Genomic DNA, 25,902 nt, shown 5'->3' with positions numbered 1-25,902 from the left:
CTGGGGAACGCGCGCGGTTGACGGCGCGCTGATTGTCAGGGTCATCGGCGGCTGTCCTCGGCGATGTGGCGCAGGGTGTCCAGGAAGGAGGTCGCCACCTTTTCCACTGTGGAGTGGAGGTGGATCTCCGGTCGGTAGTACCAGGAGAAGGCGAGGGAGCCGTCGTGCACCGCGCCGACCACCTCCAGCAGGTAACGGGGTGGGGTCGACGGGTCGGCGTCGGCGCCGAGGGAGCCGAGGCCGCGGCCGACCAGGCCCTCGCTGTCGTCTCCGCCGGAGCCGTCCCACTGGCCCAGGTAGTTGAAGGCGATTTCCGGTTCCCTGGCCGTTTCCAGGCTCTGGCGCACGGCGGGGGAGCCGAAGTGGCACAGGGCGCCGTAGCCGAAGCCGTTGGCCGGGACCGCGCGCAGTTGCTTGCGGACGGCGCGGACCAGGGTGCGGCTGTCGGTGGTGTCGGGCACGCGCATGGTCACCGGGAACACCGTGGTGAACCAGCCGACCGTGCGGGAGAGGTCGACGTCGTCGAGGACGTCCTCGCGGCCGTGGCCCTCCAGGCTGACGGCCACCAGGTCGTTGCCGGTCCAGTCGCGCAGGGCGGCGGCGAGGGCGGCCAGCAGCACGTCGTTGACGCGCGTGCGGTAGGCGGCGGGGGCGGAGCGGATGAGCGCTTCGGTCTCCTCCGTGGACAGGCGCACGGTCACCGGCTCGGCCACCGGGTTGCCCGTCGGGTTGTCCCGGGGCAGCGGTGCGGCGGAGTCCTGCGCGGACCAGTGGTCCAACTCGTGGTCCAGGCCGCCCTCGGCGACGAAGTCGCGCAGGCGCAGGGACCAGTCGCGGACCGAGGTCGTCTTGCCGCCCAGGTCGATCGGCTCTCCCGCGACGGTCTGCGCGTAGGCGCGTTCCAGGTCGTCGGTCAGGATGCGCCAGGAGACGCCGTCCACCACCAAGTGGTGACCGATGAGCAGGAGGACGGGGCGGGTGTCCTGGCCCAGGTCGAACAGGACGGCGCGGAGCAGGCAGCCGCCGCCGAGATCGAGGCCTGCGTGGGCGGCGTCGGCGATCGTGGTCATGACCTCCTGGCGGTCGACTTCGGGGACGGCCGCCAGGTCGTGCACGTCGAGGACGCTGACCGGTTCGGGCGCCGGGTTGTGCTGGCGCCACGTGGTGCCGTCGAACTCGAAGCGCATCCGCAGGGCGTCGTGGTGGGCGAGGAGGGCGGTCAGCGCCGTGTCGAGGGCCGCGGTGTCGGGGCGCTCGCGCAGCTCCAGCAGCATCGCCTGGTTGAAGTGGTGCGGGTTGGGTGCCCCGGAGCCGAGGAAGTCGGCCTGGATCGGGGTCAGCGGCACCTCGCCGACGACCGCGGCCCGGTCCTCTCCGCCCGCGTCCTCGGCGACGACCACCTCGGCCAGCGCCTCGACGGTCTGGTGCAGGAACAGGTCCTTGGTGCTGACGCGGTAGCCCGCGCGCCGGATCTGGGTGACGACCTCGATGCTGAGGATCGAGTCGCCGCCGAGGGTGAAGAAGTTGTCCCGGGCGCCGACCCGGGACACCCCCAGCACCCGCGACCAGATCGCGGCCAGCTCGTGGGCGATCGGTCCGACCGGCTCGACGAACTCCGCGGAGGTGAGGTCCGGGGCGGGCAGGGCGCGGCGGTCGAGCTTGCCGCTGACCGACACCGGCAGGGCGTCCAGCACGACGAACGCGGCGGGCACCATGTGCTCGGGCAGCCGGGCGCGCGCCAGGTCACGGGCGGCGGTGTCGTCGCCGACCACGTACGCCACCAGGCGCTGGTGGCCCTCGTCGGTCCGCGCCACCACCGCGGCGTCGCGCACACCGGGGCAGGACCGCAGGACGGCCTCGATCTCGCCGGGCTCCACCCGGAAGCCGCGGATCTTGACCTGGTCGTCGGCGCGGCCCAGGTACCGCAGGATGCCATCGGCGGTCCAGCGCACCCGGTCACCCGTGCGGTACATCCGCTCCCCCGCCGGGCCGAACGGGTCGGCCAGGAACCGCTGCGCGGTCAGGCCGGGCCTGCGCAGGTACCCGCGGGCCACCTGCGGGCCCGCCAGGTACAGCTCACCGGTCACCCCGGGCGGCACGGGCGCGAGGTCGGCGTCGAGCACGTAGGCGCGCGTGTTCGCCAGCGGTGTACCGATCTCGGGCACGCTGCCCGGCTCGATACGCCGGTACACGGCGTCCACTGTGGTCTCGGTGGGGCCGTAGAAGTTGTAGCCGGTGACGCCGGGGGCGTCGGCGACCGCCTGCCACAGGTCCGGCGACACCGCCTCGCCGCCCAGCAGGAGCAGGGACGGCCCGCCGTCGAGCATCCCCTCGGAGACCAGGTGCCAGGCGAAGCTCGGCGTGCTGTCGACGAGGTCGATGCCGTGCGCGGCGGTGTAGTCCAGCAGCGCGCGGGGGTCGTGCTGCTCGTCGTGGCCTATGACGTGCGCCTCGTGCCCGGCCACCATGAGCAGCAGGGAGTCCCAGGACGCGTCGAAGGAGAAGCTGGCCATCAGGGCCATGCGCAGCGGCCTGTCCGGGGCGTGCGGAGCCCAGTGCGCGCGCTGGAAGGCCAGCAACGCGGTGAGCGAGCGGTGTTCGACCACCACGCCCTTGGGCTCCCCGGTCGATCCCGACGTGTGGATGATGTACGCCGGGTGCTCCGGGAGCAGCGGCGCGACCCGGTCGGCGTCGGACAGCGGCGTGGAGTCCGCGCCGAGCGCGTCGTCCGGCACGACCGCGTCGATGACCACCGCGGGCCTGGTGTCGGCCAGCAGCGCCCGGACCCGCTCGGCGGGCAGGGCCGGATCAATCGAGACGTGGGCCGCGCCCGCCTTGAGCACCGCCATGAGCGCCACGACGCTTTCCGCCGAGCGCGGCAGCATCACCGCCACGGTCCGCTCCGGCCCCGCGCCCTGGGCGACCAGGTGCCGCGCCAGCCGGTTGGCCCGCGCCTCCAGCTCCGCGAAGGTGAACCGGTCCGCACCGGACACCAGCGCCGTGGCGTCCGGTGTGCGCGCGGCGGTCGCGCTCAGGTGCTCGTGCACCATCTCGGGACCGATGTCCAGCGCGGGGCCGGACCACTCGCCGAGAACGGCGCGCCGCTCGGCCGGGGTGAGCAGGTCGAGCCGGGCCAGCGGCTGGTCGGGCCGCTCGACGACGCCGCGCACCAGCGCGAGCAGGTGCGCCGACATCCGCGACACCGTCGCCTCGTCGAACAGGTCGGCGGCGTACTCCAGCGCGCAGTCCAGCTCCTCGCCCCGCTCCTGGAACTCGAAGACCAGGTCGCAGGTGGTCGCCCCGGGCGGCGGGGCCAGCTCCTCGACCCGCAGGCCGGGCAGCTCCAGCGGCTCCCCGCCGGTGTTCTGCAGCACCACCATCGCGTCGAACAGCACGTTGCGGCTGGGGTCGCGCTCCGGCGAGAGCTCGTCCACCACCCGCTCGAACGGGACGTCCTGGTGGGCGAAGGCGTCGAGCACGGTCCGGTGGACCTGGTCCAGCAGCCCGCCGAACCCGACCGAGCCGTCCACTTCGGACCGCAGGACCAGGGTGTTGACGAAGAACCCGACCACGTCCTCCAGGTCGCCGCGGTCACGCCCGGAGGCGACCGTGCCGACGGCGACGTCCGGCCTGCCGGAGTACTTGGCCAGCAGCGCCTGGCACGCCGCGACGAGCGCGGTGAACAGGGTGCCGTCGTGGCCGCGGGCCAGCGCCCGCAGCGGGCCGACGAGGTCGGCGGGCACGGTGAACCGCAGCACCGCGCCGCGGGTGGGCCGCACCTGCGGCCGGGGGCGGTCCAGCGGCAGGTCGAGCGGGGTCACCCCGGCCAACCGGTCGCGCCAGTACGCCAGGTGCTCGGCCATCACCTCGCCGGACATCCGCTCGCGCTGCCACACCGCGAAGTCGGCGTAGCGCACGGCCGGGTCGGGCAGCTCGGCCCCGCCGTAGAGGGCGGCGAGGTCACGCAGCAGGACGCCGTTGGACCAGCCGTCGGTGACGATGTGGTGCAGGACCAGGCTCAGCACGTGGTCCCCCGGCCCGACCCGCAGCAGCGCGGGCCGTAGCAGCGCCCCAGTGGCCAGGTCGAACGGGAGGTCCCGCTCGGCGGCCAGGGCGGCGTCGATCCCGTCGGCGCCCACCTCGCGCACGGGCAGCCACACCGCGGACGGCGGGTGCACGCACTGCGCGCCGTGCCCGTCGATGGTCGGGAACGTGGTGCGCAGGGATTCGTGCCGGGCCACCAGCGCGCTCAGCGCGCCGGACAGCGCGTCGGTGTCCAGCGGGCCGTGCAGGCGCAGGGCGATCGCGGAGGCGTACTCCCCGCCGTCGGGGGCGAACTGGTGCAGGAACCACAGCCGCTGCTGGGCGAACGACAGCGGCACCGGCCCGTCCCCCGCCACGCGCGGGATCGGGTCCAGCCCGCCGCCGGAGCCCAGCGCGCCCGCGAGCGCGCCGACCGTGCGGTGGGTGAACAGCGCGCGCGGCGACAGTTCGACGCCGAGGGCCCTGCGCAGCGCCGAGACCACCCGGATGCTGAGGATGGAGTCGCCGCCGAGGGCGAAGAAGTCGTCCTCGACCGCGACGTCGGCCACGTCGAGCACCCGGGCGAAGACCTCGGCCACGACGCGCTCGGCGTGCGTCCCCGGGGCCGTGCGGACGAGCGCCCGCGCGGCCGGGGCGGGCAGCGCGCGCCGGTCGACCTTGCCGTTGGCGCTCAGCGGCAGCGCGTCCAGCGCGACGATGGCGTCGGGCACCAGGTAGTCCGGCAGCCGCAGGGCCAGCCAGTCCCGCACCTCGGCGTCGGCCTCTGCCCCAATCCCGGTGCCGGTCCCAGTGCCAGTCCCAGCGCCGGTCTCGGCGCCAGTGCCAGGGGCGGTCTCGGTGCCGGTCTCAGTGCCAATCCCAGTGCCGGTCCCAAGGGCGGTCCCAGCGGCGGTGCCAGTGCCAGGGGCGGCGACCAGGTAGGCGACCAGCCGCTTGCGGCCGTCGTCCTCGCGCACCACCACGACCGCGTCCGAGACCAGCGGGTGCCCCGCGAGCACGGCCTCGACCTCGCCGGGGTCGACGCGGAAGCCGCGGATCTTGACCTGGTCGTCGGCCCGGCCGAGGAAGCGCAGCGTGCCCGCGGGCGTCCAGCGCACCACGTCGCCGGTGCGGTACATCCGCTCGCCGCCGCCGAACGGGTCGGCGACGAAGCGCTCCGCGGTGAGGCCCGGCCTGCCCAGGTAGCCGCGCGCCAGCCCGGCGCCCGCCAGGTACAGCTCGCCGGGCGCGCCCGGGGGCACCGGCCGCAGGTCGGCGTCGAGCACGTAGGCGCGCATCCCGTCCAGCGGGGCGCCGATCGGGACCGGGTCGGGCGCGGTGTCGGTCATGGGGAAGGTGGTGGCGAACGTGGTGGTCTCGGTGGGGCCGTAGCCGTCGACCACGGTGGTGCCGGGGCAGTGCTCCAGCACGCGGCGCACGGCGGCGGCGGGGACGACGTCGCCGCCGGTCCACACCTCGCGCAGGCCGCGCAGCGCGGCGGGGTCGTCCTGGGCGATCAGCCGGAACAGACCCGCGGTGAGCCACATCGCGGTCAGGCCGTGGTCTTGGACCACCTCGCGCAGGGCCCGCGGGTCGAGGTCGCGCGGCGGCGCCACGACGACCGTGCCGCCGCCGAGCAGCGGCACCCACACCTCGTAGGTGGTGGCGTCGAAGGCGTGCGGGGAGTGCAGCAGCACGCGTTCGTGCGCGCCCCCGGTGAAGCGCCGGTCGGCGGCGAGGGCGACCACGTCGCGGTGGCGCACGGCCACGCCCTTGGGCACCCCGGTGGAGCCGGAGGTGTGCATGACGTAGGCCAGGTTCTCCGGGTCCACGGCGACCTCAGGCGCGTGCTCCGGCTCGTCCAGCGGCTCGTCCACCCGAATGATGTGTCCACTGTGGATGGCGCTGGCGGTCTCGGCCAGGTCGCCGTCGGCCAGCAGGACCACCGGGCCGGTCTCGGCCAGGATGGCGGCGAGGCGGGCGGCCGGGGCGCGCGAGTCCAGCGGGACGTAGGCGCCGCCCGCCTTGAGCACGGCGAGTTCGGCCACGACGACCCACGGCGAGCGCCCGAGCAGCAGGGCGACGGGCCGCTCGGCGGCGACCCCGAGGCTGATCAGCCGGTGGGCCAGGCGGTTGGCCCGCGCGTCCAGCTCGGCGTAGGTCCACCGCACGCCATCGCCCGCCAGGGCGACCGCGTCCGGGGTGCGCTCGACCTGCTCGGCGAAGCGGCCGGGCACGGTGCCCGTCGCGGCCGGGCCGGTGGCGTTCCACTCGGTGAGCACCCGGCGCCGGTCGGCGTCGGAGAGCGCGGGCAGCGCGGCGACCGGCCGGTCCACCCCGTCGGCGACGGCGGTGAGCAGCAGCACCAAGTGCTCGGCGAGTCGGTCGGCGGTCTCGGCGTCGAAGAGCCGGTGGTCGTAGGCCAGCCGCAGGTTCAGCTCCGCGCCGAGGAAGGCGCTGAGCAGGAGGGGGAAGTTGGTCGTGTCGGTCGCGGTGATCTCCCCGATCCGCAGGCCGCTCTCGGCCAACCCCTCCTCGATGGGGTAGTTCTCGAACACCACGGCGCTGTCGAACAGGGCCGTCCCCGGCGGCACCTCGCTCCAGGACTGCAGGTCGGCGAGCGAGACGTGGTCGAAGCGCCGCGACTCGCTCTGCTGCTCCTGCAGGCCGCGCAGCCAGTCGCCGAGCACGGCGGCGGGCTCGACCCGCACCCGGGTGGGGATCGTGTTGATGAACATGCCGACCATGGACTCGACCCCGGGCAGCTCCGGCGGCCTGCCCGAGACGGTCGCGCCGAACACGACGTCGCCTGCGCCGCTGAAGCGGGCCAGCAGCAGCGCCCACGCGCCCTGCACGACGGTGTTCACCGTCAGCCCGTGCTTGCGGGCGGCGGCGCGGAGCCGGTCGGAACTGGCGGTGTCCACCGACGCGGCGACCGTGCGGGCGGACTCGGCGCGGTGCGCCTCGGCCGGGGCGTGGTCCAGCGGGAGCGGGGTCGGCGCGCCGAACCCGGCCAGCGCCTCGCTCCAGTACCGGCGGGCGGCCTGGGCGTCCTGGCGGTCGAGCCAGGCGAGGTAGTCGCGGAAGGGGGCCCGCGGGACGGGCCGCTCGTGCCCGGCGTAGCCCGCGCACGCCTCGGCGAAGACCTGGCCGCTGCTCCACCCGTCGAGCAGGACGTGGTGCGAGGTCCACACCAGCAGCACCTCGTCGTCCCCGGTGCGCACGATGCTCAGGCGCATCAGGGGGGCGGTGTCGAGGGCGATGCCCGCGGCGCTGTCCTCGGCCAGCAGCCGCGCGATCCGCGCGTCGCGGTCCTCGGCGCCGCGCCAGTCGTGGTGGGTGATCGGCAGCTCGACCCCGCGGTGCACGACCTGCACCGGCTGGTCGACGTCCTGCCAGACGATCCGGGTGCGCAGCAGCGGGGTGCGGTCCACCACGCGCTGCCACGCCCGGCCCAGCGCCACCGGGTCGGTGACCCCGGACAGCGGCACGGCGAGCTGGTTGAAGTAGGCGCCGGAGGTGCTGTCGACCAGGCTGTGGAACAGCATCCCCGCCTGCAGCGGGGTCAGCGGCAGCACGTCGGCGACCTCGGCCGGGGTGGACCCGACCACGTGGTCGACCTGCTCCTGGGTGAGGCGGGCCAGCGGGAAGTCCGACGGGGTGCGCCCGCCCGCGGCCGGGTCGGCGCAGTGCGCGGTGATCGCCCGCAGCGCGGCCAGGGTGTGCTCGGCCAGGGCGCGCACGGTCGACTCGTCGTAGCGGTCGGCGGAGTAGGTCCAGCCCAGTTCCAGGCGCCCGTCCTGCACGACGCCGGTGATGTCGAGCTCGTAGGCGCGCTCGGCGTCGGGATCGGTGTCCGAACCGGGTCCGGCGTGCCAGCCGCGGAGCAGGCCGTCGCCGCCCCCGGCCGCGTCCCACTGGCCGTGGTAGTTGACGCTCACCCGCGGCGCGGGCCGGGCGGCCAGCTCGGCGTCGCCGCGCAGGTGGCGCAGGACCCCGTAGGACAGGCCGCGGTGCGGCACCGCGCGCACCTGCTCCTTGACCGACTTGAGGACCGTGCCCCAGTCGGCGGCGGGCACGTCGAGCACCAGCGGGTACTCCACGGTGAACCAGCCGACGGTGCGGGAGAGGTCCACGCCGTCGAAGATGTCCTCGCGGCCGTGGCCCTCCAGCCCGACGACGACGCGGTCGCGGCCCGTCCAGTCGGCCAGCACCCGGCCGATGGCGCTGAGCAGCACGTCGTTGACCTGGGTGCGGTACGCGGCGGGGACGGCGTGCAGCAGCGCGTCGGTGTCCTCGCGGCCCAGCTGGACCGACAGGGTGCGCTCGCGGGCCCCGGTGTTCGCCCCGTCGCGGTCGACGGGCAGCTCGACGGGCCCGGTGGCGGCGTGCCAGTAGGCGGCGTCGGCGTCGAAGTCGCAGGCCCGCTCGGTCAGCAGGGCGGCCCAGTCGCGCAGCCCGGTGGTCCGCTCCCCCAGGTCGACGGGCTTGCCCGCGGCGAGCAGGCGGTAGGCGGTCTCCAGGTCGGCGAACAGCACCCGCCAGGAGACGCCGTCGATCACCAGGTGGTGCGCGACCAGCAGGAGCTGGACCGCGGCGGCGTCCCGGACGACGGTGACGCTGCCCACCAGCGGCCCGTCGGCGATCCGCAGGGCGGCCCGCACGGCGTCGGCCGCGTCGGCCAGCCCAGCGCCAGCCAACCCAGCCTCAGCCACCCCAGCGTCGGGTACCCCAGCGTCGGATACCCCTGTTTCGAATACCCGACGGGAGACCCGGTGGGGGCCGTCGGCGGCCACGTCCTGGGTCCAGCCCGCGCTGAAGCGGCTGCGCAGTGCCTCGTGGTGCTCCACCAGGGCGTCGATGGCGGCGTCGAGCAGGTCCGGGTCGGTGCCCGGGGCGAGGTCCACCAGCATCGACATGGTGAACCGGTCGGGGTCGGGCGCGGACTCGACGAACCACCGCTGGATGGGGCTCAGTGGCGCGGGACCGGTCACCGCGGCCCGGCGCACGGGCGCGGGGGCGTCGGCGGCGCGGGCGGCCAGCTCGGCGACGGTCTGGTGGGAGAACACGTCCTTGGCGCTGATCCGCAGCCCGGCCTGCCGGGAGCGGGCGACCACCTGGATGCTGAGGATGGAGTCGCCGCCGAGGCCGAAGAAGTTGTCATCGACACCGACCTGGTCCACCCCGAGCACCTCGGCCCACACCTGGGCGAGCGTCTGCTCGGCCGGGGTGCGCGGGGCGACGTACTCGGTGTCGAGCAGGCCGCTGAAGTCCGGCGCGGGCAGCGCCCGCCGGTCGACCTTGCCGCTGACCGACATCGGCAGGGCGGCCAGCGGCACGAACGCCGAGGGCACCAGGTAGTCGGGCAGCCGCTCGCGCAGCCACGTCCGCAGCGCGGCGGTGTCGCTTTCCGGGGTCACGTAGGCGACCAGCCGGTTGTGCCCGTTGTGCTCGACGGCGGCGACCGCGGCGTCGGCGACGTCGGGGTGCTCGCGCAGCGCGGCCTCGATCTCGCCGGGCTCGATGCGGAACCCGCGCACCTTGACCTGCTCGTCGGCGCGGCCCAGGTACTCCACGGCGCCGTCGGCCGTCCAGCGCACCCGGTCCCCGGTGCGGTACATGCGTGAGCCGGGCGGCCCGAACGGGTCGGAGACGAATCGCAGCGCGGTCATGCCCGGCTGGTTCAGGTAGCCGCGGGCGACCTGCCCGCCCGCCAGGCACAGCTCACCCGCCACACCGACGGGGACCGGCCGCAGCGCGGCGTCGAGGACGTAGCCGCGCAGGCCGCGGCTCGGCCTGCCGATCACCGGCCGCGCCCCGCTGACCGGCGCCCACATGCTGTCCACAGTGCACTCGGTGGGGCCGTAGTAGTTGTAGGCGACGGTGTCCGGCGCCTCGGCGAAGGTGCGCCACAGCGTGGCGCTGAGCGCCTCGCCGCCGAGCATCAGGACCCCCGGGCGGTGCCGCGGGTCGGTGAGCAGTCCCGCGTCGACCAGCTGGCGGGCGTAGGTGGGGGTCACGTCGAGGACGTCGACGCGCTCGCGGGCGATGTAGTCGACCAGGGCGGCCGGGTCGAGCCGCACGTCGTCGTCGAGCACGTGCAGCTCGTGGCCCGCGGCCAGGAACAGCGGGCCCTCCCACGAGGTGTCGAAGGTGAAGCTCGCGGTCAGGGCGCAGCGGGCCCTGCCGCCCGCGGCGGCCGCGGTCGCGGCGAAGAAGTCCACGAGGTGGGCCGCGTAGAGGTGGGTCAGCTGGCGGTGCTCGACCAGCACGCCCTTGGGCTTGCCGGTGGAGCCGGAGGTGTAGATCAGGTAGGCGCCGTGCTCGGGGGCGGGCGCGGGCAGCGGGGTCACCGGCAGGTCGGCGGGCAGCGCGCCCGGGTCGACCTGCGCGACGTCCACGTCGCAGCGGTCCGCGGTGATGAGCAGGACCGGAGCGGCGTCGGCGAGCAGGAAGCGCAGCCGGTCGGCGGGCACGTCCGGGTCGACGGGCAGGTACACCGCGCCCGCCTTGTGCACGGCCAGCAGCGCCGGGAGCACCTCGGCGCGCGGCAGCCGCACGGCCACGACCCGCTCCGGTCCCGCGCCGAGCGCGCTCAGGTGGTGGGCCAGCCGGGTGGCGCGGGCGTCGAGCTCGGCGTAGGTGAGACGGCCCGCGGTGGTGACCAGGGCGGTCGCCCCCGGGGTCCGGGCGGCCTGCCCGGCGACGAGTTCGGGGAAGGTGGCGGTGGTGGCGTCGGCGGGCAGGGCGCTGCCCTGCCACTGGCGCAGGACCAGGTCCCGCTCGGCGTCGGGCAGCAGCGCCAGGGTGTCCACGGGCGCGGTCGGGGCGGCCGCGATGGCGCCCAGCAGGACCGTCAGGTGCGCGGTCAGCCGCTCGATGGTGTCCGGCTCGAACAGGTCGGTGCTGTACTCCACGGAGCCGACCAGGCCGCCGTCGTGCTCGGCGAACTCCAGGGTCAGGTCGCAGGTGGCGCTGACGCCGGTCAGCTCCACCTCGTCCACCCGCAGGCCGGGCATGGTGAACGGCTCGCCCACGGTGTTCTGCAGCAGCACCATCGCGTCGAACAGCGGGTTGCGGCTGGTGTCGCGCTCGGGGCGCAGCTCGTCGACGACCCGCTCGAACGGCACGTCCTGGTGGGCGATGCCGTCGAGCACGGTGCGGCGGACCTCGGCCAGCAGGCCGTCGAACGTTCCCTCCACTGTGGACCGCAGGACCAGGGTGTTGACGAAGAAGCCGACCACGCGGGCCAGTTCGGGGCGCTCGCGGCCGGAGACCACGGTGCCGATGGCGATGTCACGCTGACCGGTCCAGCGGTGCAGCAGCGTCTGCGCGGCGGCGACGAGCACCATGAACATCGTCGCGTCGTGCTCGCCCGCCAGCGCCCGCAGCCGCTCGGTGACCTCGGCGGGCACGGTGAACGGGCGCAGCGCGCCGCGCGCGGAGCGCACCGGCGGCCGGGGGCGGTCGGTGGGCAGGTCGAGCACGGGCAGCTCGGCCAGCTTGGCGCGCCAGTAGGCGAGGCCGTCGGCCAAGACGTCACCGGTGAGCCGCTCGCGCTGCCAGGCGGCGAAGTCGGCGTACTGCACCGGCAGCGCGGGCAGCTCGGCGGTGGTCCCGGACAGCCGCGCGGCGTAGAGGGCGCGGAAGTCCTCCAGCAGGACGCCCATGGACCAGCCGTCGGTGACCGCGTGGTGCAGGGTCATGGCCAGGACGTGCTCGTCGGCGGCCAGGCGGATCAGCCGGGGGCGCAGCAGCGGGCCCTCGGCCAGGTCGAACGGGGTCGCGCCGTCCTCGGCGAGCACCCGCTCGGTCTCGGCGGCGCGGGCGGCGGCGTCCAACTCGGACAGGTCGAGCACGGGCGCCTCGACGGTCCACGGCGCGCGGATGACCTGCACGCCCTGCCCGTCGACGGCGCGCAGCGTGGTGCGCAGGGCCTCGTGCCGCTCGACCAGGCCGGTGAGCGCCGCGGAGATGGCCTCGACGTCGGCGGTCCCGGTCAGGCGCACGGCGAAGCGGGTGAGGTACTCCGCGCCGCCGGGCTCGAACTCGTCGAGGAACCACAGCCGCTGCTGGTTGAACGACAGCGGCAGCCCGCCGTCGCGGCGCGCGGTGGGGATGGCGGAGCGGGTGTCCGGGCCGCTCGCGGCGAGGGCCGCGGCCAGCCCGGCCACCGTGGGGGTGTCGAAGACCGCGCGCGGGGAGACATCGGCGCCGAACGCCGTGCCCAGCCGCGCGGCGAGGCGGATGCTGAGGATGGAGTCGCCGCCGAGGTGGAAGAAGTTGTCCTCGGCGCCGACGGCGGGGATGCCCAGCACCTCGGCCCACGCCGCCGCGACCAGGCGCTCGGCGTCGGTGGACGGTTCGGTGCGGCCCGCCGCGGCCGGGGCCTCGGGCGCGGGCAGGGCGCGGCGGTCGAGCTTGCCGTTGGGGGTGAGCGGCAGCCCGCCCACCGCGACGAAGGCGGCGGGGACCATGTGGCCGGGCAGCGTCGTCGCCAGCCGCTCGCGCAGGGCCAGGGTGTCGACCTCGGCGTCCGGGTCGACCAGGTAGGCCACGAGCCTGCGGTGCCCCGGCTCGTCCTCGCGGTCGATGACGGCGGCCTGGCGCACCTCCCTGTCGGCCAGCAGGGCCGCCTCGACCTCGCCCAGCTCGATGCGGAAGCCGCGGATCTTGACCTGCTGGTCGGCGCGCCCCCGGTACTCCAGGGCGCCCTCCGCCCAGCGGACCAGGTCGCCGGAGCGGTACATCCGGGTCCCGGGCGGGCCGTAGGGGTCGGCGATGAAGCGGTCGGCGGTGAGGCCGGGCCTGCGCAGGTAGCCGCGGGCCAGACCGGCGCCCGCGACGTGCAGCTCGCCGGTCACGCCGGGGGGCACCGGGCGCAGGTCGGCGTCGAGGACGTAGACCCGCAGGTCGGGGATGGGCCCGCCGATCACGCTGCCGCGGGCGGCGGCGGCGCGCCGCTCGTCCAGGGCCAGGTGCGTGACGTGCACGGTGGTCTCGGTGATGCCGTACATGTTGACCAGCACCGGGGCGTCGTCGGCGTGGCGGCGGTACCACCCGGCGAGCCGGGACAGCTCCAGCGCCTCGCCGCCGAAGACGACGTGGCGCAGCGACAGCCGCGCGCCGGTCTCGGGGTCTTCCTCGTCGGCGGCGATGAGCTGGTAGAAGGCCGACGGGGTCTGGTTGAGGACGGTCACCCGCTCGTCGGCGAGCAGGCGCAGGAACTCGCGCGGGGAGCGGGACACCTCGTGCGGGACGACGACCAGGCGGCCGCCGTGCAGCAGCGGGCCCCACAGCTCCCAGACGGAGAAGTCGAAGGCGTAGGAGTGGAACAGCGTCCACACCCCGGACTCGTCGAAGTCGAACCAGGGCGCGGTCGCGGTGAACAGCCGGGTGACGTTCGCGTGCGGGACCACCACGCCCTTCGGCACGCCGGTGGAGCCGGAGGTGTAGATGACGTAGGCGGGGTGCTCGGGCCGCAGGTCCGGCTCCGGCGCCACGGCCGGGTAGCGCTCCAGGTCGGCCGGGTCCAGCCGGAGGACGTCCACATCGGACAGACTGGTGGTGTCGTCGTCGGTCAGCAGCAGGATCGGGCGGGCGTCGGCGACGGTCCTGGCGATCCGCTCGGCCGGGTAGTCCGGGTCCAGCGGCAGGTAGCCCGCGCCGGACTTGAGCACCGCGAGCACCGCGACGACGAGGTCGGCCGAGCGCGGCAGCAGCAGGGCGACCAGCGTCTCGGGCCCGGCGCCGCGCTCGGCCAGCAGCTGGGCGAGGCGGTTGGAGCGGGCGTCCAGCTCGGCGTAGGTCAGGTGCGCGCCGCGGTCGGTGAGGGCGGTCGCGTCGGGGGTCCGCGCGGCCTGCTCGGCGAAGCGGGCGGTGATGGTGGCGGGCGCGGGGTCGGCGTCGGCCTGGCCGTTCCAGTCGACCATCACCTGCCGCCGCTCGGCGTCGCTCACGGCGGGCAGGTCGGCGACGCGGCGGTCGAGGTCGGCGGCCATGGCGTCGAGCAGCAGCTCGAAGTGGCCCGCGAGGCGGCGGGCCGTGTCGGTGTCGAACAGCGTGGGGTCGTAGGACAGCTCGACCCGCAGCCGGTCGTCGAGGTGGGCGCGGACGCTGAGCGGGAACGTGGTGGTGTCGGTGGCGCGGACCTCGGCGATGCCGATGCCCGCCGCGGCGGTGGCGGTCTCGTCGAAGGGGTAGTTCTCGAACACCACGGAGCTGTCGAACAGCCCGCCGGTGTCGGTGACGTCGCTCCAGGCGCGCATCTGGGCCAGGGCGGCGAAGTCGTGCCTGCGCGACTCGGCCTGCTGGGTCTGCAGGTCGTGCAGCCACTCCCCCAGGGCGCGCGCGCCGTCGACCCGGGCCCGGGTGGGCACGGTGTTGATGAACATGCCGACCATGTCCTCGACGCCGGGCAGCTCGTCCGGCCTGCCGGAGACGGTGGTGCCGAACACCACGTCGCGCTCCGCGGCGAAGCGGGACAGCACCAGCGCCCAGCCGCCCTGCACGGCGGTGTTCATGGTGAGCCCGTTGGCCCGCAGCAGTTCCCGCAGCGCGTCGGTCCGGTCGACGGAGAGCGCCACGTGGACGGACTCCGACGACTCGGCCCGGTGTGCCTGCGCCGGGACGCGGTCAAAGGGCAGCGGGGTGCGGTCGGTGAACCCGGCCAGCACACCGCGCCAGTGCCGTTCGGCGGCGGCGGTGTCGCGCCCGGTGAGCCAGCGTACGTACTCGCGGTAAGCACCGCGCGCGGGCAGGCTCGGCTCGCGGTCCCCGGTGATGGCGGCGTAGCGCTCGCAGACCTCGGCGAGGACCTGGCCCAGGCTCCAGCCGTCGAGCAGGACGTGGTGGAACGTCCAGACCAGGAACACCTCGTCGCCGGGCAGGGCGGCGATGGACAGCCGCAGCAGCGGCGCGTCGCTCAGGTCGAGGCCCGCGGCCAGGTCGGCCTCGGCGACCCTGGCCAGCTCGGGCTCGAAGTCCGGGCGGTCGCGCCAGTCGTGGTGGGCGATGGGGACGCGCACCGACCGGTGCACCACCATCGCAGGCTCGGGCAGGTCGCGCCAGGCGAGGCTGGCGCGCAGCACGGCGTTGTGCGCCACGGTGTCCTGCCAGGCGCGGGCCAGGGCGGCCGGATCGGCCACGCCGGTCAGCCGCAGCCGGGCCTGGTCGTGGTAGGCGCCGGAGCCGCTGTCGACGAGGCTGTGGAACAGCATGCCGGACTGCAGCGCGGTCAGCGGGAAGATGTCCTCGATGGACTGCCCGTCGCCCGCCAGCCGGTCGACCTGCTCCTGGGTGAGGCGCAGCAGCGGGAAGTCCGACGGGGTGCGCCCGCCCGCGGCGGGGTCGGCGCAGTGCGCGACGATCTCGCGCAGCGCGGCGCTCATCGCCTCGGCGAGGCCGCGGATGGTGGACTCGGTGTGCACGCCCGGCGAGTACAGCCAGGTCAGCTCCAGCACGCCGCCGTCGACCACGCCCGCGATGTCGATGAGGTGGTCGCGGCGGCGGTGCGGGTCGGCGTCCGCGCCGATCGGGGCGCACCGCCCGCGCACCAGGCCGTCACCGGCGGAGTTGGTGTCCCACTGGCCGTGGTAGTTGAAGCTGATCCGCGGGGCGGGCAGCTCGGCGAGGTCGGGGTGCCCGCCGAGGTAGCGCAGGGCGCCGTAGGACAGGCCGCGACGCGGGACGGCGCGCACCTGCTCCTTGACCGACTTGAGGACCGTGCCCCAATCGGCGGCGGGCACGCGCAGGACCAGCGGGTACTGGCTGGTGAACCAGCCGACGGTGCGGGTGAGGTCGGCGCCGGGGAGCACGTCCTCGCGGCCGTGGCCCTCCATCTCCAGCAGCACCCGGTCCTCGCCGGTCCACTGGGACAGCACCAGGCCCAGCGCGCTGAGCAGCACGTCGTTGACCTGGGTGCGGTAGACGGCGGGCACCTGGCGCAGCAGCGCGGCGGTGTCCTCGCGGCTGAGGCGGGCGGTGACCGCGCGGACGGCGGCCGCCGTGGGCTCGCCGGACCCGTCGACGGGCAGCTCGGCGGGCGCGTCCTGCGCGCGCCAGTGGTCGAGGTCGTCGGCGAAGCCGCCGTCGGCGACGTGCGCGGCGATGCGGTGGGCCCACTGGCCGAACGCGGTGCCGACCGGGTCCAGCTCGACGGGCTGCCCGGAGACGGCCTGGCGGTAGGCGGTCTCCAGGTCGCCGAGGACGACGCGCCAGGACACGCCGTCGATGACGAGGTGGTGGGCGGTGAGCAGCAGCCGTGGCTGCTCGCCGGGGAACAGGACGGCGCGCATCAGCGAACCCTCGGCCAGGTCCATGCCGCTCTGGGCGGCCAGGGCCGCCGCGTCGGCCTCGGCCGGGTCGCCGATGGCCAGCGGGCAGCCGCGGGCCGGGCCGGTCTCCTGGGTCCAGCCCGCCTCGCCGCGGGTGAACCGGGTGCGCAGGGCGTCGTGGTGGTTGACGACGGCGTCGAGCGCGGCGCGCAGCGCGGTCTCGTCGACGCCCGCGTCCAGTTCGACGTGGACCGACATGGTGAAGTGGTGCGGCGCGGCCGGTTCCGGGTCGAGGAACCAGCGCTGGATCGGGGTGAGCGGGGCCGGGCCTGTGACCGTCTCGACCGCGGGCTCATCCGCCCCGGTGCTCAGGTTCGCGGCCAGTCCCGCGATCGTCTGGTGCAGGAACAGGTCCTTCGACGTGACCGGCACCCCCGCGGCGCGCGCCCGGGAGGCGAGCTGGATGCTGAGGATGGAGTCGCCGCCGAGTTCGAAGAAGTTGTCCTCGACGCCGACCTCGGCCACGCCGAGCACCTCGCGCCAGACCGCGGCCAGCGCCTCCTCGGCGGGCGTGCGCGGGGCGACGGCGGGGCGCTTGGCCACCGGCTCGGGGTCGGGCAGCGCCCGGCGGTCGACCTTGCCGTTCGCGGTCAGGGGGAGGCTGTCGAGCCAGCGGAACGCCGAGGGCACCAGGTAGTCGGGCAGGCCGCGGCGCAGCCAGGCGCGCAGCTCCTCGGCATCGATGTCGGCCGCGCCGGGCTCGGTGCCGACGAGGTAGGCCACCAGCCGCGCGCCGCCGGTGTCGCGGCGGGCCACCACGACGGCCTCGGCGACGGCGGGGTGCGCGGCGAGCGCGGCCTCGGCCTCGCCGGGCTCGATGCGGAAGCCGCGGATCTTGACCTGGTCGTCGGCGCGGCCCAGGAACCGCAGCTCGCCGTCGGCGGCCCAGCGCACCACGTCGCCGGTGCGGTACATGCGGGAGCCGGGCGGGCCGTGGGGGTTGGCGACGAAGGCGCCCGCGGTGAGGCCGGGCTGGTCGAGGTAGCCGCGGGCCAGGCCGGTGCCCGCCAGGTACAACTCGCCGGGCACCCCGGGCGGCACCGGGGCCAGGTCGGCGTCGAGCACGTAGGCGGCCATGCCGTCGAGCGGGCGGCCGATCGGGATGACCTCGGGCGACTGGCCCTCCACGGCGTGGGTCGTGGCGAACGTGGTGGTCTCGGTGGGGCCGTAGCCGTCGATGACGGTGAGGTCGGGGCAGGCGCGGCGCACGCGGCGCACGGCGGCGGCGGGCACGACGTCGCCGCCGGTGAGGACGGCGCGCAGCCCGGCGAAGGCGGCGGGGTCCTCCTGGGCGAGCACGCGGAACAGGCCCGCGGTGATCCAGGCGGCGGTCACGTCGTGCGCGCGCAGGTCGACCTCGCCGGGCGGGGCGACGACGGCGGTGCGGCCGGTGAGCAGCGGGACCCAGACCTCGTAGGTGCTGGCGTCGAAGGCGTGCGGGGAGTGCACGAGCACGCGGTCGTGGGCGCTGCCCGCGAAGCGGCTGTCGGCGGCCAGGGCGGTGATGTCGCGGTGGCGGACGGCCACGCCCTTGGGCACGCCGGTCGAGCCGGAGGTGTACATGACGTAGGCGAGGCTGTCCGGGGTCACCGCCGCGGCCGGGGCCGGGCCCTCGGCGCGGGCGTCGGGGGCGAGGACGCGCCCGGGGTAGCCCTCGGGGGCCTGGCGGTCGGTGATGAGCACCCCGGCGCCCGCCGCGGCCAGGATCTGCCGGTTGCGCTGTTCGGGGGCGCGGGCGTCCAGCGGCAGGTAGGCCCCGCCCGCCTTGAGGACGGCCAGCTCGGCGACGAGGACGTCCGGCGAGCGCTCCAGCAGCAGGCCGACGCGGTCCTCGGGGCGCAGGTCCAGCGCGCGGGCGAGGTCGTCGGAGCGGGCGTCGAGGTCGGCGTAGGTGAGCGTGCCCCGCGCGGAGGTGACCGCAACGGCGTCCGGGGTGTCGCGGACCTGCCGGGCGAAGACGTCGAGCACCGTGGCGGGCTCGGTCGCCGCGGCGGCGCGGTCACCGACGCCCAGGACGTCGGCGGCGTCCTGGGGGGACATCATGGCGAGTCGGCCGATGGGGAGGGTGGGGTCGGCGACCGCGGAGTCGAGCAGGGTGAGCAGGTGCGCGGCCATCCGCTCGACGGTGGCGGCGTCGAAGAGCTCGGTGGCGTACTCGACCGAGCCGGACAGCACCCCGTCGGTCTCCTGGAACTCCCAGGTCAGGTCGAAGTTGGCGCTGTGCCTGCCGACCTCGACCCCGGTGGCGGCCAGGTCGGCGAAGCCCCCCTGCGCGGGCGGGGTGTTCTGGAGCAGGACCATCACGTCGAACAGCGGGTTGCGGCCAGCGTCCCGCCCGCCCGCCACCGTGCCGACGAGCTGGTCGAAGGGCGTCTCGTCGTGGGTGAACGCCTCCAGCGCGGTCTCGTTGACCCGCGACAGGAAGTCGTGGAAGGACAGTGCCGGGTCCACTTCGGACCGCAGGACGACGGTGTTGACGAAGAAGCCGACCACGCGCTCCAGCTCGGGGCGGCCCCGGCCGGTGGTGACGGTGCCGACGGCGACGTCGCGCTGGCGGGCGTAGCGGGAGAGCAGGACCTGGCAGGCGGCGACGAGCGTGGTGTACAGGGTGGTCTGGCGGGAGCGGGCCAGCTCGGCCAGCCGGGCGCTCAGCTCGCGGGACAGGGTGAACCCGTGCACCGCGCCGTGCCCGCCGCGCACCGCGGGCCGGGGCCGGTCGGTGGGCAGCTCCAGCGGGGTGAGCCCGGCCAGCTTGGCCTCCCAGTGCGCGATCTGCTCGCGCAGCGCGCCGCCGGAGAGGCGGTCGCGCTGCCAGACGGCGAAGTCGCCGTAGGCCACCGGGAGCGCGGGCAGCTCGGCCTCCTCCCCGCGCAGCGCCGCCGAGTACAGCAGGCCCAGCTCGCCGACGAGCACGCCCATCGACCAGCCGTCGGTGGCGATGTGGTGGGCGATCAGCATGAGCACGTGCTCGGTGTCGGACTCGGTGACCAGCACGGCCCGCGCCACCGGTCCGGTGCGCAGGTCGAAGGGCCGGGCGTACTCCTCCTCCAGCACTCCAGGACGGGCGTCCACCATCGTCATGGGCAGCCCCGAGGGCGGGTGGACGACCTGCACGGGCCCGTCGGCGTAGGTCGTGCGCAGGGCCTCGTGCCGGGCGGCGAGCGCGTCCAGAGCCCGGCCGAGCGCGGCCCGGTCCAGCGTGCCGGTCAGGCGCAGCGCGACGGCGCTGGTGTAGTCGCTGCCGCCGAACTCGGTGAGGAACCACAGCCTGCGCTGGGCGCTGGACAGCGGCAGCGCTCCGCCGCGGTCGGCGGGCGGGATCACGTCGGCACGGCGTGCCTTGCCCGCGAGCCGCTGGGCCAGTTGCTCCCGCAGGTTGGCGGGCAGCTTGGCGGCACGGTCCTGGCGCGAGGACGTCATCGTCGGTTCTCCTCAGGCTTGCTGGTCTAGGGCGGCGAGTTCGAGGTCGCGGAGGATGTGGTCCTCCACGACCTCGGCCAGGGCCGCCACGGTGCGCGCGGTGAGCACGTCGCGCGGGGTCAGGGCGACGTCGAAGGCCTCGCGGGCGCGGGAGCTGACCTGCAGCCCGCGCACCGAGTCACCGCCGAGGTCGAAGAAGCTGTCGGTCACGCCGACCTCGGCCAGGTCGAGGACCTCGGCCCAGATCAGGGCCAGGACGGCCTCGGTGTCGGTCCGCGGGGCGACGCGGTCCGCGCGCGGCGCCGGGGCGCCGGGGTCGGGCAGCCCCGCGCGGTCGAGCTTGCCGTTGGGGGTCAGCGGCAGGGCCGGGAGCGCGACGACCACCGACGGCACCAGGTAGTCCGGCAGCGACGTGGCCAGCGCGGCACGCAGCTCCTCGGTGTCCTGGGCGCCGGTCACATAGGCGACCAGGCGCTGGTCCCTGACGACGACGACCGCGTCGGCCACGCCCGGCTGCTCGCGCAGGCGGGCCTCGATCTCGCCGAGCTCGACCCGGAAGCCGCGGACCTTGACCTGGTGGTCGGTGCGCCCGAGGAACTCCAGCGTGCCGTCGGCGAGCCAGCGGACCCGGTCCCCGGTGCGGTACATCCGGTCGCCCGGCACGCCGTGCGGGTCCGGGATGAACCGGTCGGCGGTGAGGCCGGGGCGGCCGAGGTAGCCGCGGGCCAGGCCGGCGCCCGCGACGTGCAGCTCACCCGGCGCGCCGATCGGGACCGGGCGCAGGTCGGCGTCGAGGACGTGCACCCGGGTGCCCGGGATCGGCGTGCCGATGGGCGTGCCCCCGCCGGGCTCCAGCGCCCCGCTCCACGCGGTGACCACAGTGGACTCGGTGGGGCCGTAGGCGTTGACCATGCGCCTGCCCGGGGCCCACCTGCGGACCAGCTCGGGGGTGCACGCGTCGCCGCCGGAGACCAGGGTGCGCAGGTCGGGCAGGGCGACGTCGGCCCCGAGGGTGGCCAGGGCGACCGGCGGGATCAGCGCGTGGGTCACCCGGTGGCGGGTGAGCACCTCGGCGAGGTGCTCACCCAGCAGCGGGCCCTCCGGCGGGACGACCAAGGCCGCGCCCGCGGGCAGGGCCAGGCACAGCTCGAGGATCGAGGCGTCGAAGCTGGGCGAGGAGAACTGCAGGACCCGGTCGCCCTCGGTGACCTGGAAGTGGTCGATCTCCGCGGCGGCGAAGACCGGCAGCCCGGCGTGGGAGACGGTGACCCCCTTGGGGGTGCCGGTCGAGCCCGAGGTGTAGATGACGTACGCCGGGTGCTCGGGCGCCACCCTGACGCCCGGGGCGTGCTCGGGCACGCAGGCGTCGGCGGGCAGCTGGGGCTGGCCGGTGGCGTCGAGGACGAGGTGGCGGGTCCCCGGCGGCAGGACGGCCGCCGACAGGGTGTCGGTGAGCACGAGCAGCGGGGCGGCGTCGGCGAGCATGAACGCGATGCGCTCGCCCGGGTAGGCGGGGTCGATGGGCAGGAACGCCGCCCCCGCCTTCCACACCGCGAGCTGGGCGACCACGATGTCGACCGACCTGGGCAGCGCCAGGGCGACGATGGTCTCCGGGCCCGCGCCCTCGGCGACCAGCAGGTGCGCGAGGCGGTTGGCGCGGATGTCCAGCTCCGCGTAGGTGATCTCGCCGTGCGCGCCCAGCAGGGCCGGGAGCGCCGGTGTCCTGGCGACCTGGTCGGTGATCAGGTCGGGCAGCAGCGGCGGGACGTCGGTCACCACCGCGCCGCTCCACCGGGCCAGGAGCTCCCGGTCGGCCTCGGGGCGCAGGTCCAGGGCGGCCAGCGGGGTGGCGGGGTTGGCGGCCAGGGTGAGCAGCAGCGACAGCACCTGGGCGCACAGCCGCCGGGCGGTGTGCCCGGTGACCAGGTCCGGGTCGTAGCCCAGTTCCACGCCGAACTGCTCCCCGGGCGCCGCCACGAGGGTGAGCGGGTAGTTGGTGGTCTCGCGGGCGTCGATGTCGCGCAGGCGGGGGCCGGGGCCCTCGGCCGGGCGGACGGGGTAGTTCTCGAAGACCACGATGCTGTCGAAGGCGGCGACCCCGGCGGGCAGGTCGCTGGCGGCCTGGGCCACCGCGGGAGGCACGTGCTGGGCCGCGCGGGCGGCGGCCTGGTCGGCCTGCAGGGTCCGCAGCCAGCGCACCACCGGCTGCGCCCCGGGCATCCGGACGCGGACCGGCAGCGTGGTGATGAAGATGCCGGTGATGCGGTCCACGCCGGGCAGGTCGGCGGGCCTGCCCGCGGCGGTCGCGCCGAAGCAGACGTCGCGCTGTCCGCTGTGCGCGGCGAGCAGCAGCGCCCACGCGCCCTGGACCAGGGCGTTGAGGGTGAGCTGGTGGCGCTTGGCGAAGGCGGTCAGCTCCGCGGTGCGCGCGGTGTCCAGCGACTCCGTCACCCAGGTGCTGGAGCGGGTCGCGTGGGCCGGGTCCGGCCTGCGGTCCAGCGGCAGCGGGGTGGGCTCGGCGAAGCCCGCCATCACCCGCCGCCAGTGCGCCTCGGCGCTCTCGTCGTCCTGGGTGGACAACCAGCGCAGGTACTCGCGGAACGGCGGCCGGTCGGCCACGGCGGGGGACTCGCCCCCGCGCAGGGCCGGGTAGGCGTCGAGGACGTCGGCCAGCACGTGGAAGACGCTCCAGCCGTCGAGCAGGACGTGGTGGAAGGTCCACATGACCCGCACCTCGGTGGGCGAGACGGTGGCCAGGGCGACGCGCAGCAGCGGCGGCGCGGTGAGGTCGATGCCGTGGGCCTTGTCGGCCTCCAGGAACCCGTGCAGCCGGGAACCCCGCTCCTCGGCGCTCAGGCCGGTCCAGTCGAGCCGGGTGATGGGCAGCTCCGCGTCGCGGTGCACCACCTGGACCGGCTCGTCCAGGCCGTGCCAGGCCATGGCGCTGCGCAGGACGGGGGTGTGGGCGACGACGTGGCGCCAAGCGGCGGCCAGCGCGTCGACGTCGTCGACACCCTCGGCGATGAAGGTGACCTGTTCGAGGTAGACGCCCTGCGCGGTCTGGGACAGGCCGTGGAACACCATGCCCGCCTGCATCGGCGTCAGCGGGTGGATGTCCTCGACGTCGCCCGCCGTCAGCCTGTCCACCTGCGACTGGTCGAGCCGCACGAGGGGGAAGTCCGACGGGCTGTGGCCGCCCGCGCCCGGCGCGGCGCAGTGGGCGATGATCGCCCGCAGGGCCGCGGCGAGGCCGTCGGCGAGGCCGCCGACCGTCTCCGCGCGGTGGACCTCGGTCCCGTAGAGCCAGGTGATGGCCAGCCGGTCGCCCTCGACCCTGGCGACGATGTCGAGCAGGTGCGGGCGCGCGGCCCGCGGGCTGACGTCGGACTCCAGGGCGCCGACGCCGGTGATCAGCTCGCCGGTGAGCGCGGACCAGTCGAAGCGGCCCAGGTAGTTGAACCCGACGGCCTGCTCGGGCACCGCGACGAACTCCGGGTGCCGGGCGAGGTGGCGCAGGGCCCCGTAGCCGACGCCGTTGCGCGGCATGGCGCGCAGGCTCTCCTTGGTCGCCCGCAGCGCCGACCCCCAGTCCCCGCGGGCGCCGAGCGCCACCGGGTACATGGAGGTGAACCAGCCGACGGTCCGGGAGAGGTCGACGGTCTCATCGGCGCCCGCGGCGCCGAGGACGTCCTCCTCCCGGCCGTGGCCCTCCACCTCGACCAGCACCCGCTCGCGCCCGGTCCACTCGGTGAGGACCTGGCCCAGCGCGGTGAGCAGCACGTCGTTGACGCGCGTGTGGTAGGCGGCGGGGACCTCGCGCAGCAGGGCCCTCGTCTCGGACTCGTCCAGCCAGACGGTGTGCTCGGCGGTGGACTCGGCGGTGTTGGCGCCGGGCAGGTCCACCGGCAGCGCGCCGCCCGCGTCGGCGGTCACCGCGCGCCAGTGGGCGATCTCGTCGTCGAACCCGCCCGCGGCGGCGTGGGCCGCCAGGCGGCGGGCCCAGTCGCGGAAGGAGGTGGTGCGCCTGCCGAGGTCGACCCGCTCCCCCGCCACGGCCTGGCGGTAGGCGGTGTCGAGGTCTTCCAGCAGTACCCGCCACGACACGCCGTCGATGACCAGGTGGTGGGCGGCCAGCAGCAGCGTCGGCTCGTCCCCGGGAACCAGCACCGCGTTGATCAGCGGGCCGTTCGCCAGGTCGAAGTCGTGCGCCTTGTCCACATCGGACGTCCGGAGCACGGGGCGGTCGGCCGGGGCGGGGTTGGACTGGGTCCAGCCGCCCTCGGCGGGGGTGTAGCGCATCCGGAGGGCGTCGTGGTGCTCGAGGAGGGCGCGCAGGGCGCGGTCCAGGGCACCGGTGTCCACCCCGGGCGCGAGGGTCAGCGTGACCGACTGGTCGAAACGCGCGGGCTCCGGGCCGATGGTGGCGAAGAACCAGTGCTGGACCGGGGTGAGCGGCGCGTCGCCGGTGACCGGGCCGTGGCCGCCCGCGGTGGGCAGGGCCTGGGCGACGGCGGCGAGACCCGCCACGGTCGGGTGGTCGAACACGTCGCGCGGGGTGATCCGCAGCCCGTGGGCGCGGGCCCGGGACACCACCTGGATGCTCAGGATCGAGTCGCCGCCGAGGCCGAAGAAGTCGTCGTCGACCCCGATGCCCTCGACGCCGAGGACCCCGCTCCACACCTCCGCCAGGGCGGACTCCGCGGCCGTGCGCGGGGCGATGTGGCCCGCGGTGCTGACCACGTCCGCGGCGGGTTCCGGGAGGGCGTGCCGGTCGACCTTGCCGTTGGCGTTCAACGGGAACGCCGTCATCAGCACGAACGCCGACGGGACCATGTAGTCCGGCAGCAGCCCGGCGACGTGGGCGCGCAGGGTCTCGGTGTCGAGCCCGCCGGTGTTGATCCCGCCAGTGCCGATTTCGCCAGTGGCGGGCACCGCGTAGGCGACCAGGCGCTTGCGGCCGGTGTCCGTCTGCCGGACGACCACGACGGCCTGGGCGACGGCGGGGTGCGCGGCCAGCACGGCCTCGACCTCGCCGGGCTCGATGCGGAAGCCGCGGATCTTGACCTGGTCGTCGGCCCGCCCGAGGAACCGCAGCGTCCCCTCGTCGGTCCAGGAGACGACGTCGCCGGTGCGGTACAGCCGCTCCCCCGGGCGCCCGAACGGGTCGGGCACGAACCGTTCGGCGGTCAGCCCCGGCCTGCCGAGGTAGCCGCGGGCCAGGCCGGCGCCGCCGAGGTACAGCTCACCCGGGGCGCCCACGGGGACCGGGCGCCTGCGCGCGTCGAGCACGTGGGCGCGGACCCCGTCGAGCGGGGCGCCGATCGGGATGACGTCCGGCACCTGCTCGGGCACGCGGAAGGCGGTGGCGAAGGTCGTGGTCTCGGTCGGCCCGTAGCCGTCGACCACGGTCAGCCCCGGGCACGCGGCCAGCACCGCGCGCACGGACGCCGCGGGCACGACGTCGCCGCCGGTCCACACCTCCCGCAGCCCGGCCAGCGCGGCGGGCTCGTCCTCGGCGATCACCCGGAACAGCCCGGCGGTCAGCCACAGGCCGCTGACGCCGTGCGCGGTGATCGCCTCCCGCAGCGCGACCGGGTCGAGGTCGCCCGGTGGGGCCACCGCGACCCGGCCGCCGCGCAGCAGCGGCGCCCACACCTCGTAGGTCGTCGCGTCGAAGGCCAGCGGCGAGTGCAGGAGCACGCAGTCGTGCCCGGCGAAGCGGCTGTCGTCGGTGAGCGAGACGATGTCGCGGTGTCGGACGGCCACCCCCTTCGGGGTTCCCGTCGACCCCGAGGTGAACATCACGTAGGCCAGGCTGTCCGGCGCCACGTCCACGCCCGGCACGTCCTCGGGCTCCCCCGCGGTGTCGTCGACCCGCTGGGTCTGTCCAAGGTGGACAGCCGTCGCGCTCCACCCGTCGTCGGTGAGCACGACTCGGGCGCCCGCCTGGTCGACGAGCTCGCGCAGTCGTCCCACCGGGGCGCGGGTGTCCAGCGGCAGGTAGGCGCCGCCCGCCTTCAGCACGGCCAGCTCGGCCACCACGACGTCCGGGGAGCGCTCGAGCAGGAGCGCGACCGGCTGCTCGGCCGTCACGCCCAGCCGCAGCAGGCGGTGGGCCAGCCGG

1 pseudogene (cut by a window edge) is annotated in these 25,902 nt (G+C 75.5%); it reads right to left on the bottom strand.

What is annotated here, in order from left to right:
* Positions 1 to 65 precede the first annotated feature (65 nt).
* Positions 66 to 25,902, bottom strand: a pseudogene (locus tag ACTG9Q_RS23645) (non-ribosomal peptide synthase/polyketide synthase); its annotated part runs 12,023 nt beyond the window's last position; the annotation flags it as partial.

The sequence above is a fragment of the Actinokineospora lacus genome, assembly GCF_053813445.1.
The sequence above is the reverse complement of the archived record's forward strand: the minus strand, read 5'-3'. Positions and strand labels throughout refer to the sequence as shown.